This window comes from Halarchaeum nitratireducens, from assembly GCF_017874695.1.
Lineage (GTDB): Archaea > Halobacteriota > Halobacteria > Halobacteriales > Halobacteriaceae > Halarchaeum > Halarchaeum nitratireducens.
Genome location: NZ_JAGIKY010000008.1, coordinates 107102 through 119021, shown reverse-complemented (window position 1 = coordinate 119021; position 11920 = coordinate 107102). Strand labels below are relative to the sequence as shown.

Below are 11920 nucleotides of genomic sequence, written 5' to 3'. Positions count from 1 at the left end.
GGGTTCTTCAGTGACGATGGACCCACCGCTCCCCGTGTAGCGCCACGAAGACCGCGCGGGGGCCTCGCGAGACACCGGCCGACCGCCGCGCGCCGAGAGACGGCCGGCTGTTTCGCCACGCGCACGGCTCACGACACGAAAGAACCGCGAGAACGCTGCGTCGCGACCTACTCCTCGGCCGCGAACAGCTCGTCCACCGCCTCACGCCCGACACGCGCGGCGTCGTCCGCGAGCTCGTCCTCGTCGACGCCCGCTTCGGGCGCGTTCACGTAGACGTCCACCGTGAGCACGCCGTCCTCGAACGTCACCGCGACGTCGAGGTCGCGGACGTAGGATTGCTTCACCCGCGAGAAGAGATGGCCTTCTGCGGCTTCCGCGGCGGTTCGGACGACCGTCTCGTCGTCGACCATCGCCTTACGCGCCGCCGGGCCCGCCGCCCATCATGCCGCCCGCGCCGCCGAGCATGCCCTGCAGCTCCTCCTGGAGCTCCTCGAACTGGTCTTCGACGCGCGTCTCCTGTTTCTCCAGGGACTGCACGCGGATCTCGAGGTTGTCGACCTTCTCTTCGAGGTCCTCCGCGGCCTCGTCGTAGTCGGTCTGGACGAGGAGCTCGCCGACCTCGCGGTACATGACGGTGTCCTCGTCGATCTCGTCGAGCTCGTCGAGCGCCGTCTCGGCCTCGCTGAGCTGCGTCTCGGCCTGCTGCTTCTGCGCCGCGACCGTCTGGGCCTTCTCCTGAAGGTCCTGCAGCTCTTCGAGCTTCTCCTGCGCCTCGGGCGGAAGGTTGCCCTGCATGCCCGAAACGTGCACGCCCGGAGGTAAAAACCCCCGCTTTGCCGGACGCCGTCGCTGGCGCTCGTCGGTCCGAAAACGCCGGTTGAGGGGGGAGAGGGGGAGTCGCGCGGACCGGGTCCGAGGAGTGCGGACCCGACCCGCCTATCGAACCGGCGCACGGGACGATGCGCTCCACGCAAAAATAGCTAGACCTATCTCCGCAGGGCCGCGTGAGTTCGCCCGGCCTCGTTCGCCCGCTCGGCGACGGCCACGAGCGTCGTCCACGTGTTCGTCCCGGCGCGCAGGGCGGTCAGGTCCGCCGCCGTCACCGCGACGCGTACCGTCTCGCCGTCGCGCTCGACGCTCGCTCGCGTCCGCTCGCTCTCGATGTCGCCGGCCTCGACGCGCACCGCGTCGGCGACGGCCGCGGCTACGCGCTCGGTCTCGTACGAGAAGACGAGTGACGTCCGATGCATCGCTCGCACGTCTCTCGACGGCGCGTTACTGGACGTCGACTTCCTTGACGTCGCGGCTGCGCTCCTTCAGCAGGACGCGGTGCCCGCAGTAGGGACAGCGGACGCCGCCGTAGGCGTCCAGTTCGACGTCTCGCTTACAGCGGGAGCACTTGTACGACATCGACCGTTACGCCTCGGACTCCTCCTCGGCGAGGGCGGTCCGGATGGAGCGCGTGACGGCCTCGCCCCCGGGCGTCGAGGGCCGGTACGCGCCGCCTGCGAACTTGTAACCGCACTTGCCGCACTGCCAGATGCCCGTCCCCTTGCGGTCGACGGCGTCGGAGCCACAGTCCGGACAGCTGTGGTCGTCGTTCGTGTCGCTCTCGATCTCGCTGACGCGGCGTCGTGCGACGCGACCGTAGCGCGCACCGAAGCGCCCCGCGCTACCGGTGTTGTTGGAGCCCTTGCTGGCCATGATATCGACCACTAGCTCCAGCGCGCACATAAGCCCTACGAGTCGACGACCGCGCGCTACCCCGTGAGCTCCGCGTCCTCTAACGCCTCGTTGAGGTCGTCGCGGACGCGCTCGCCAGTCTCGCGGTCCATCGCCGTCGTGACGACGCGGTTCTCCTGCACGCTGGAGCCGTCGCGGATCAACAGCCGGACGTTCCCGTTACCGTCCGCCCGCGTCACCTTCGCCCGGACGCCGCCGCGCGCGCCCGATCCGCTCGCGTCGATCGGACCCGGGATCACCTTCTTCACGTGCGGGTGGGCGGCCACTTCCCGGATCGCGCGCTGGCCGACCCGCCCACCGATCAGCGTGCTGTGCGTCCCGCCGATCTTCTCCGCGGGCGCCTTCTCCACGACGTCGAGCTCGCGCTCCCCGCGGCGTTCGACGACGGTCTCGACGGGGTCGTCGGCCGGCACGCGGTAGACGTCGTAGCGGAGGTCGGCGCGCACGGCCTGTACGACCGCCCGGTCGCCCGCGACGTACACCTCCTCGGGGCGTTTCCGGCGCACCTCGTCCGCGATCCGCCCCGCGAAGTTCCGGATCCGCCTGCCTTCGAGGTCGGCGTCCGCCTCCGGCGTCGTCGCGATGTCCGTCTGTCCTACCACCTCGTCCTCGTCGAGGAAGGTGAGCGTCGCGTGGTCGGGCGCGGCATGGACGACGACGGCGTCCGCGTTGCGGGTCTCGCACACCAGGCAGTAGTCGCCCGGCTTCTCGAGTGGGGTCCCGCAACGCGAACACTCCATGCCGGCGAGAACGCGGGCGTGACGTAAAACCGCCCTGCTTCCTCAGAGCGAGAGCGGCCCGCTCTTGAGGTACTCGCGCAGGAGAACGGTCGCGTAACTCCCCTTCGGGAGCGCGAACTCGAACGTGAGCGGATCGCGCTCGACCGTGAGGGCACTCCGAACGAGGATCGCGCGCCGCGTCCCCGTCGAGTCGAACGACCCCGGGAGGTCGAAGTCGGCGGGTTCGATTCCGACGTCCGCGCAGACCTCGCGCTCGATCTCGCCGGGTTCGCCCTCGCCGAACTCGGTGTCCGTACCGACGAGCGGCGCGGTGACGAACGCCCGCCCGCGTTCGAGGTGGCGGTTCACGACCTCCACGCGGCCCGCCGTGACGCGCTGCGTCCGATCCGCGTCCGGAAGCACCGGTTCGCCATCCGCGTCCGCGAAGCAGACGACGTCGCCCGCGACCGCCCGGTCGAACGGCAGACCGCGTTCGAGGCGCTCGGAGCAGATCCGATTGAACACGTACGATTGGGCGGCGTGGACGAAGAGCCGCTGGAGGTTCGACGGGAACGTCTCCAGGGCCTCGCGGAACTCCTCGGGACGCTCTCCCCCGTTCTCCGCGAGCGCGTTCAACACCGCGCGCTCGTAGCGCAGGCGTCGCGGGAAGCGCTCGATGGACGCGCTCCAGTCGTGCGTCTCCTCGACGAACGACCGCGCCTCGCGCGTCTCCGGGGGCTCCGCCGTCGAGGGGTTCCCGACGTACGCCATCACCGCCCCCTCCCAGTCGCCGCGGAGGACCGCGAGGCCGACTTCGTGAGTCACGGGCCGATAGCTGCCGAAACGCTGTTGTCCGAAGAGGTTCGGGACCCCGACGCTCGTCGCGCCCTCGCCCGAACCGTCCGCGTGACCCTCCTCGCTCGCGTTCGCACTCGCCTCCCCGTTCGCACCGCCGAACGCCGCGAGGTCGCGCGTCACGTCGTCGACGGGGCCTGGATCGGCCTCGCGGACGACGATTCGGAACTCGTTCCCCCGGAGGTCGCCGAAGCGGATCGGGCGGCCCGCGCGTCCGACCACGTCGAGCTCCGCGTTCCCGATCTCTGGCAGGTCGTCGGGGGCGACGCCGCGCACGCTGAACAGCTGGGTCGTGACGGCGTTGCGGTCCTTCGTCCCCGCCCACGAGACGCGCTCGCGGCTGATCCCGAGCTTGTTCGAGAGGTCGCGAGCGAAGCCGTTCGTGTCCCAGTTCGTCAGCGTCGCGCGGAAGACGAGGTGCGGGTAGGCGCCCGCGTCGGCGTCCGCGGGCTCGGTGTCGAACGCTTCGAGCTCGCGCACGCGGAAGTCCGCGGCGGACTCCCGGAGCGACCCCCCGGTGCCGGGCGCGTCGCTCACGTAGTAGTCGATCCCGACGGCGCGCTCGATCTCGTGGGCGGCGCGCATCAGTAGAGCGAGAGGTCGCCCGTGACGGCGTCCACCTCGTTGTCCTGCGCGGGTCCGACACCGCACGTCGTCGCCGTCCCCGAGTCGAGTTGCGTGCGCCCGGCGTCGCGGACGATCGACGTCGGGAGGCCGCGGCGCCGGGCGTTCTCAGCGACCTCGAGGAGCTCGGACTCGGAGCCGACCTTCACGACGATCTTCGGCTGGCCCGCGTCCCTCCACGCGCGCACCGCGTCCGGACCGGCGTTCTCCGCGGCGTTCATGGCGGCGTGCGCGACCTGCGCGGCGAGCTTCCCCCGCCCCATCCCGAGATCCGTCCGGGCGGCGATGACCTGCTTCATACCCGAGGAAGCGACCAAGGCGGCATAGGCGTGGCGACCCGCCACGGGAGCGGACGCAGAGAGGTTCGCTTAACACGCCCCGGCGTCTCCCCGTGCGTATGATCCTCTCCGACGCCGATCTCCTCGATCGCATGGAGTCCGGCGACCTCGTCGTCGAGCCGCTCGACGATCCCGAACTCCAGATCCAGCCCGCGAGCATCGACGTCCGGCTCGGCAAGCGCTTCCTCGAATTCCAACACGCGAACATCCCCTGTATCCACCCGACGGATCAGACGGAGGTCGAGGAGTACGTGAGCGAGACGTACGTCGAGGCCGACGAGGAGTTCATCCTCCACCCCGGTGACTTCGTCCTCGGAACGACGAAAGAGCGCGTCGAAGTCCCCCCGGACCTCGTCGCGCAGGTCGAGGGCCGCTCCTCGCTCGGCCGCCTCGCCGTCGTGGTGCATGCCTCCCTCCCCGCTGACGAGCAGATATTCCTCTGGACGCCCGAGGACGGCTTCGGGTTCCACCGTATCGGTGACGTCGTCGCCGCGGAACCGAACGCGCACGCCGTCTCGTTCGATCCGAACTCGCTCGGAGTTCACACGTTCCCGATCACTGATTTCATTACGAACCCCGCCAAGCGCGTCTTCGAGGTCACGCTTGACTCCGGCCGAACCGTCCGCGTGACGCGCGACCACAATCTCTTCACGCTGGACGAACGCGGCCGTACGGCGCGGCTCGCGAGCGAGGACGCGGTCGGCGAGTACGTGATGGTCCCGGGGACGCTTCCGAGCGCGTCCACGCCGGAGACAGAACTCGACTTGCTCGACGTGCTCGGCGATCACACCGACGACGTCACGGTCTACGCGACCGACGGCGTCGGGACGGTCGACTGGGAAGGGGTCCCCTCGGGGTCTCGACGGCATTATCGCTCTCGGGGCAGCGCTCCGCTCTCCGCGACGAAGCGGACGACGGTTCCGGCCGACGCGGAGCTCGCGTTCAAGGGGAGTGACACACGCCTCCCGAGGACGATCCCCGTCACGCCCGAACTCGGGTGGCTACTCGGGTTCTACGTCGCGGAGGGGTACGCGAGGCGGAAACAAGTCGTGCTCGGTCAGAAGGAGCACGAGCCACTCGAGCGCGTCGCGGACTGGTTTGCCCGGTACGACACGCCAGTCTCTTGGTCGCAGACTTCGGACGGTGTCCACCAGCTGACGATCTGCTCCGCGCTCTGGTCCCGGATATTCCGAACCCTCGCAGCGGCCGGCTCGGAGAAAAACATCCCCGCACGCCTCTGGAACTGGTCGGACGAGGTCGTCGAGGCGTTCTACGAGGGGCTCCTCGATGGGGATGGCCACCGAAGAGACGGACGCGATACGCTCTACACCGCGAATGAAGCCCTCGCCGACAGGGCGACCTATCTCGGGAGTCGCCTCGGCTACGCGACGTCGACGTACCACCGTCAGCGCGATAACGATGCGCAGAGCGACGAGTGGGCAGTCGACTTCTACGAGGATGCCCACAAACGCGGGCAGTACGTTCCGAACCCGTCCGCCCTCCTCCGAGATCTGCGCGAGGACGCCGGTCTCACCATGGCGGACGTCGCGGACGCCATCGGGCGTTCCTCGAAGTCGTCCGTCTCGAACGTCGAGAACCGAACGTACGACGTGGTCACACGCGAGACGCTCGCCCGACTCCGTGACTGCTACGCCGACCACGATGCCGACGTGAGTCGCCTCGACGCGATTCTCAATGGGAACGTCCGGTTCGACCGCGTGGAGTCCGTCGAGGACACCGGCCGCATCGAGACGACGTACGACCTCGAAGTCCAGCCGCGGGGCCGGCGCGTGGAGAACTTCCTCGGTGGATTCGGTGGCGTGTTCCTCTCCAACACCGCCGGCTTCATCGACCCCGGTTTCCACGGCAAGATCACGCTCGAACTCTCGAACCTCGGAACCGCACCTGTCGCGCTCACGCCCGACATGCGGATCAGCCAGCTCGTCTTCACGGAGCTCTCCTCGCCGGCCGAACGACCCTACGGCGCCGCGCGCGGCTCGAAGTACCAGGACCAAGACGGCCCGCAGGCCTCGCGCATCCAGGGCGACGCGGAGTTCGGCGGCGACCAGTCCGGGGGCGGAGGCGGGGGGGACGCGTAGATGCGCTTTCTCGAGGAGGTCGTCGTCGACGAGTTCCTCCCGACGTACCGCTCGCTGCTCGCGGCGGCGCTCCGGGATCGCGGGCTCACCCAGCAGGCGGTCGCCGACCTGCTCGGGGTGAGCCAGAGCGCGGTCTCGAAGTACGCGAAGGGAGAGGTCGGGACGCGCGCGGAGATAGAGACGGACGAGCGCGTCACCGATCACGTCGCGGAGGTGGCCGACGGCCTCGCGGACGGAACGCTCTCGCGCGTCGGCGCGCTCGCGGAAGCCGAGGCGCTCGTGCGCGACCTCGAAGCGCCGGGCGACGTGCTCGCGGACATCCACGCCGAGCAGATGCCCGAGCTCGCGGGGGCGGGCGTCGACTTCCGCGGGACGGGCGAGGGGGCGCTCCGGGAGCGCGAACACGTCCTCGCGGACCTCCGCCGCGGCGTCAAGTTCCTGGAGCGCGCCTCGGGGTTCGCCACGCTCATCCCCGCGGTCGGCTCGAACCTCGTCGAGTGTCTCCCGGACGCCGAGACGCCGGAGGACGTCGCTGGCGTCCCCGGGCGGATCTTCGACGTGATGGGACGGACGACCGTCCCCTCGGACCCCGAGTTCGGCGTCTCCGCGCACGTCGCTACCGTGCTCCTCGCGGCCCGCGACGCCGGGAGCGACGCGCGCGCCGCGATCAACGTCGCGTACTCCCCCGACCTGATCGATTCCCTCGCCGAGGCGGGCTACGCCCCGGTCGAGTTCCCCGCGGAGTCCGAATCCGACGACACGCGAAGCGCGGTGCGCGACGCCGTCGCGGACGCGCCGGACACGCGCGCGCTCTACCAGACCGGCGGCTACGGCGTCGAACCCATCGTCTACGTGCTCGGCGACGACGCGCCGAGCGTCGCCGCGGCCGTCCGGTCCTTCTGCTGATTCTGACTACGAGGTGCCGACGCGCAAGAGCCCCCGCGGGCTGTGACACGCCCGATCGACGACGGTGACGCGAAAGCCCGGTTCGTCGTCGTCGGTCGGTTCGAAGCGGACGTCCGCGCCCGGGCGTCGCCGTAGCAACTCGACCGCGAGCGGGAGCGTGAGCACCCGCTGACCGCGTCCGAGCGCGTAGCCGTCGAGGGCGACCGTCGGCGACTCCGCCGGGCCGTCGACGCGGTACGCGTCGAGCAGGCCGGCCGCCGCGACGCTGTCGAGGCTGTCCGTGAGCGCGTCGGTCGGCTCGGCGACGGGATCGAGTCGCCCCGCCGCCCGGTTCAGGACGACCTCCTGTTCGTGGACGCTCAGCATCTCGTCGAGCACCGCGCCCATGCTCCGCAGGAGGAGCAGACAGAGGTCGTCGGGGTCGTCGACGGTCTCCGCGGCGTCGAGGTAGGCGTCCATCACGGCGCGCTCCGCGTCGCGGAAGCCACCCCCCGAGAGCGTCTCGAAGACCGCGGCGGCGACCTCGTGGCAGAACTCGCTCCGGTCCGTCGGCGTGTGGACGGTGGCGTCGCCCGTCGGCTCCCGCGGAAGCTGTCGGACGATGACGTCCCGGTGTGGTAGGTGCGGGTCGTACTGCCGTAACTCCGCCCGGTAGGCGTCCACGAGGTCGGCGGCCTGCGTCGCCGTCCCGCGGTCCGGAAAGCGGCGATCGCCCGAGGGAATCGGCCGCTCCCCCGTTCGAGCGCACGCGAGGTAGTACGAGCCGTCGTCGCAGGCGTACCCTTCCAGGCGCTCGCGGATCTCGTCGAGTGTCCGCCCGACCATCTACACCACCACCCGTTCCGAGTGTCGCGCCATGTGTTTAGGCTAGCCTAAAACGTAATGGGTGTTGTGGTCCCGGACTCACTCGCCGTCCGCGAGCGCGCCCTCCCTGAGGCGACGCTCCGCGGCTTCGAGCGCCGCGTCGCGGTCGAACTCCGTGACGATCGCCTCCAACTCCTCGCGCGACGACCCCGCGAGGTCGCGCGCGTGGCGCGTGACGTTCGGGAGCGCGCGCAGGATGTTGTCGACGATGGGGACCGCGGCGGTCCGGGCGCTCCGCGAGAGCGGGTTCAGGTCGATCACGATCTCCGTCTTCCCCATCTCGCCCAGCGCCTCCGCGCGGTCGCCGTCTTCGAGGGGCACGAGCACGACGTCGGCGTCGTAGATCCCGTCCGCGTCGACCTTCGCGCGCTCGTGGGAGAGCCCGGGGATGCGCGCGTCCGCCGTCAGCCCCTTCACCTCCGTCGCGCCGTGCTCGCGGAGGTGGTCGGCGATGGCCTGCACACGCTCTGCCGTCCGTCCGAAGAGGTTCACCTCGATGTCGGCACCGGTCGCGCCGGCCAGGGCCACCACTTCCTCGGGCACCAGCGCCGCGACGTTCCCGTTCACGCTGATCACGGGGTGTTCGGCGAGCAGGAAGTGCGCCGCCGCCGCGCGCGCCGCCCGATCCGCGCTCGGGATCGTCTCCTCGCCGAGCAGGTAGTCGAAGGCCTCCCCGCGCCCCTCCGCGATCAGCCCCTGCGTGCTCGTGATCCCCTTCTCCACGCCGTCCTCGATCCGGTGGCGCGTCACCAGTGACTGATATCGGGGGTGGTCCTCCGGGACGTCGACCTCGTCGCTCATACCCTCGGTTCGGCCGCGTACCGTCAAAAGCGCCGCGTCTCTCGCTCCCGACTCCTCGTCTTACCCGGGGTCGTCGCCTTACTCGCCCGTGAGACTCGCGCCCGCGTCGTGCACGCGCGTCATTGCCGCATCGTACCCCGCGTCGCTCAGCCCGTGTCCGAGCGCGAACACCGTGTGTCCGAGCATCGCCATCGACGCCTCGCCGCCCGCCTCGACGACGTCCGCGACGATCTGCTCGACCTCCGGCGTGAGGAGATCCGCCTCCTCCGCGAACCGCCGCGACTCCCGGACGAACCCCTCGATCGTCGGCCGCTCGCGCAGCGACTCCAGCGCCCGCACGCCGGCCGACGACAGCCGTGCCGTCGAGCCCGCGAGCACGTCCGCCGTCGAGAGCTCGCCGAGCGAGACGTACTCGATCCGGCCCGTCGCCGGCACGCCGTCGAGCTGTCCGTGGGGCGGCGCCCCCGGATCGAGGCGGATCGGGACGCCGCCGCGCGCTTGGGCGACCACGTCGCCGAGTCCGGTCCCCGCCGCGACTTCGCCCTCGTGAGCGAGTCGCACGAGGTCGTTCTCCGAGCGCCCCGTCTCGAACGCGCCGTTCGCCGCTAGCGCCGCGCCGAGCGCGATCCCGCCCGAGACGCCGAAGCCCGCCCCCACCGGGAGGTCGGTCGACGCCGTCACCGACGCGGTGGCGTCGAGCGCGTCCAACACGTGTTCGGCCGCCGGCACGGTCGTCTCGCGGCCGTTCAGCGTCACCGTCCGCTCGCTCGCCGGCGCGACCCGGACCCTGACGCCGTCCGCGAGCGTCACGCCCGCCCCCCGCGACCCGGTCTTCGCCGGCGTCCCGGCCCGGTGGACGGAGAAGAATCCCGTGATGTGTCCGGGGACGAACGCCGCGGCCTCGTCGGTCATCGTTCCGTGGTGAGTGCGGCCCCCGGTTAAGGCTTGCAGTTCGTCCCGACCGCCGCGGTGCGCGACCAGTACGCCCGTCGATCTGTCGTCCCGCAGCCAAAACCGTCATCCGCGCGGTCGAAGTAGCGACACCAGCCCGCGACCGGAGGCGTCGATTGTCGGAGCTCCCGCGCGAGACGGATTACGACGACCGTAGATCCGGTTACTCCTTCGAGGGGGGAGCCATCGACCACCGGGGGAACGCGGCGGGGCCGTCTCGGCCTCGTTGCGTCCGCACTCGTGCGCTCGTTCCCTTTCCGGCCCGGGTTCGTCACACGTCCGAGACACCGCAGACCGCAAAACCGCGAGCGACCGCCACGTCAGAGACGTCGCCGGCGCGGACCGGGGCGACGTGAACGTGGTTCGACGTGCGCGCCTCTGCGGGGGCCGGTGTCGATCTCGCGGGACCCCGCTCGGTCCGCTCCGCTTCGCTCCCCTCCCGTCCGCCGGGCCGCGCCGTCGCCTTACGGCGACGTGCGCTGTCGATCACGGAAGACGCTGGGGCGTCTTCTCGGCTCAGCAGGTCTTCGTCTACGGACTCAGAGGCTGCCGATCGCGTGAGACACGCTTCGCGTGCCTCACTGGCTCGTCAACGTGCTCGCCTCACGGCGAAAGCCGGTGCCGGTCGCGGAAGACGCCGACGGCGTCTTCCTGGCCCGGCAGGTCTTCGTCCTATGGACTCAGACGCTGCCGGTCTCGCGGGAACAGCACCGCCTCCCGGATGTTCTCCAAGCCGAGCATCGTCATGATGAGGCGCTCGACGCCGTACGCCCACCCCGCGTGGGGCGGCATGCCGTATTTGAACATCTTCGTGTAGTAGTCGAACTGCTCCGGGTCGAGCCCTTGCTGTTCGAAGCCCTCGACGAGCGCCCCGTAGCGGTGCTCGCGCTGCCCGCCGGAGACGAGCTCCATGCGGGGGTGCATCAGGTCGAACCCCTTCGAGGTCGTGGGGTCGTCCTCGTAGTCCTGGATGTAGAAGGGTTTGATCTCGCTCGGCCAGTCCGTGATGAAGTAGTGTCTGCCGACGTCGTCGCCGAGCGCGCGCTCGGCCTCCGTCGAGAGGTCGTCGCCGTAGACGAGCTGCTCGTCGAGCTCGCCCGTCGCGTTGATGCGCTCGATGGCCTCCTCGTAGGTGAGCCGTGGGAAGTCGCCGTCCGGCGTCTCGAAGTCGTCGTAGCCGAGCAGGTCGAGCTCCTCGGTGCAGTTCTCGGCGACGGCCTCGTAGGCCGCCTTCAGCGTGCCCTCACAGACGTCCATGGCCTCCTCGTGGTCGATGAACGCGGACTCGAAGTCGATCATCGTCGCCTCGTTCAGGTGTCGGGGCGTGTTGTGCTCCTCCGCGCGGAAGATCGGGCCGACCTCGAAGACGCGCTCCAGCCCGGAGCCGACCATCAGCTGCTTGAAGAGCTGCGGGCTCTGGTTCATGAACGCCTCCTCGCCGAAGTACGTGATCGGGAAGAGCTCCGTGCCGCCCTCGGTGCCGGTGGCGACGATCTTCGGCGTGTTGATCTCCGTGCTGCCGATGCTTCGGAAGTAGTCGCGGACCGCGCGCAGGACCTCGGCTCGGATCTCGAAGATCGCCTGTACCTCCTTCTTCCGGAGGTCGAGCGTCCGGTTGTCGAGGCGCGTCGAGAGGTCGGCGTCGACCTTCCCGGAGGGGTCGAGGGGGAGCTCCGCGTCCGCCTCGTTCAGGACCTCCACCGACCCGGGGAGCATCTCGACGCCCGTCGGGGCGCGATCCTCCGCCTCCACCTCGCCGGTGACGCTGATGACGGACTCGCGGTGGACGTTGAGCCCCGTCTCGACGAGGTCCTCGTCCATCTCGTCCTTCTCGAACTTCACTTGGATCTTGCCGGACTTGTCTCGGAGGATGAGGAAGGCGATCCCGCCGAGGTCGCGGACCTCGTGAACCCACCCGGCGACCGTCACGTGGTCGCCCGGTTCGGCGTCGGCCGTGTACGTTCTCTCGTCCATGTGCGCCCATATCGGCGTGGCGCGCTTAAATGCCGCCCTTCGCGTC

General features: G+C 70.1%; 14 protein-coding genes and 1 pseudogene. 3 read left to right on the top strand and 12 right to left on the bottom strand.

From position 1 onward, the window contains the following. Positions 1–167: 167 nt before the first annotated feature. The 8 genes from J2754_RS09445 to pth2 all read right to left on the bottom strand — a co-directional run bounded on the left by J2754_RS09445 (position 168) and on the right by pth2 (position 4240). Complete coding sequence (locus J2754_RS09445; RefSeq protein ID WP_188877758.1) at positions 168–410, bottom strand: DUF3194 domain-containing protein; 243 nt, start codon at positions 408–410, stop codon at positions 168–170. A gap of 4 nt (positions 411–414) precedes the next feature. Further along, complete coding sequence (locus tag J2754_RS09440; RefSeq protein WP_188877759.1) at positions 415–795, bottom strand: prefoldin subunit beta; 381 nt, start codon at positions 793–795, stop codon at positions 415–417. Positions 796–986: 191 nt separating this feature from the next. After that, positions 987–1250, bottom strand: a complete 264-nt coding sequence (locus J2754_RS09435; protein WP_211087261.1) for a KEOPS complex subunit Pcc1 — start codon at positions 1248–1250, stop codon at positions 987–989. A 25-nt stretch (positions 1251–1275) separates the two neighbouring features. Further along, positions 1276–1410 (bottom strand): DNA-directed RNA polymerase subunit P, encoded by a 135-nt coding sequence (locus J2754_RS09430; RefSeq protein ID WP_123074201.1) that lies wholly within the window; start codon positions 1408–1410, stop codon positions 1276–1278. A 6-nt stretch (positions 1411–1416) separates the two neighbouring features. Beyond that, entirely contained in the window at positions 1417–1704 is a 288-nt protein-coding gene (locus tag J2754_RS09425; RefSeq protein WP_188877761.1) for a 50S ribosomal protein L37ae, read from the bottom strand. 56 nt (positions 1705–1760) lie between these two features. Continuing rightward, positions 1761–2483 (bottom strand): DUF2103 domain-containing protein, encoded by a 723-nt coding sequence (locus J2754_RS09420; protein ID WP_188877762.1) that lies wholly within the window; start codon positions 2481–2483, stop codon positions 1761–1763. A 42-nt stretch (positions 2484–2525) separates the two neighbouring features. Next, positions 2526–3902 carry a tRNA pseudouridine(13) synthase TruD gene (gene truD / locus J2754_RS09415; protein WP_211087260.1) on the bottom strand — a complete coding sequence of 459 codons (1377 nt, stop codon included), beginning with the start codon at positions 3900–3902 and terminating at the stop codon, positions 2526–2528. After that, a complete protein-coding gene (gene pth2, locus J2754_RS09410; protein ID WP_188877764.1) occupies positions 3902–4240 on the bottom strand; it encodes a peptidyl-tRNA hydrolase Pth2 in 339 nt (112 codons plus the stop codon). Before pth2 ends, truD begins: the two co-directional genes overlap by 1 nt. Positions 4241–4338: 98 nt before the next feature. On the opposite strand from pth2, the pseudogene dcd reads away from it, so the two are divergent. From dcd to J2754_RS09400, 3 genes and pseudogenes are all read left to right on the top strand, one after another. Further along, a pseudogene (gene dcd, locus J2754_RS16720) lies at positions 4339–4692 on the top strand (dCTP deaminase); the annotation flags it as partial. Beyond that, complete coding sequence (locus J2754_RS16450) at positions 4678–6378, top strand: dCTP deaminase domain-containing protein (protein WP_425350988.1); 1701 nt, start codon at positions 4678–4680, stop codon at positions 6376–6378. The pseudogene dcd and the gene J2754_RS16450, both read left to right, overlap by 15 nt. Next, positions 6379–7284, top strand: a complete 906-nt coding sequence (locus J2754_RS09400) for a thiamine-phosphate synthase family protein (protein WP_211087258.1) — start codon at positions 6379–6381, stop codon at positions 7282–7284. It begins immediately after the preceding gene. Between the two features lie 6 nt (positions 7285–7290). On the opposite strand, the gene J2754_RS09395 is transcribed toward J2754_RS09400, so the two are convergent. The 4 genes from J2754_RS09395 to aspS form a co-directional block, all read right to left on the bottom strand. Next, the gene (locus tag J2754_RS09395; RefSeq protein WP_188877767.1) at positions 7291–8109 is read right to left on the bottom strand and encodes a DUF7551 domain-containing protein; all 819 of its coding nucleotides are present in this window, start codon (positions 8107–8109) and stop codon (positions 7291–7293) included. A gap of 78 nt (positions 8110–8187) precedes the next feature. Continuing rightward, entirely contained in the window at positions 8188–8949 is a 762-nt protein-coding gene (locus J2754_RS09390) for a 4-phosphopantoate--beta-alanine ligase (RefSeq protein ID WP_211087257.1), read from the bottom strand. A 78-nt stretch (positions 8950–9027) separates the two neighbouring features. Continuing rightward, positions 9028–9861 carry a pantoate kinase gene (locus tag J2754_RS09385; protein WP_211087256.1) on the bottom strand — a complete coding sequence of 278 codons (834 nt, stop codon included), beginning with the start codon at positions 9859–9861 and terminating at the stop codon, positions 9028–9030. A gap of 711 nt (positions 9862–10572) precedes the next feature. Then, positions 10573–11874 carry an aspartate--tRNA(Asn) ligase gene (gene aspS / locus J2754_RS09380; protein WP_211087255.1) on the bottom strand — a complete coding sequence of 434 codons (1302 nt, stop codon included), beginning with the start codon at positions 11872–11874 and terminating at the stop codon, positions 10573–10575. Positions 11875–11920: the final 46 nt, after the last annotated feature.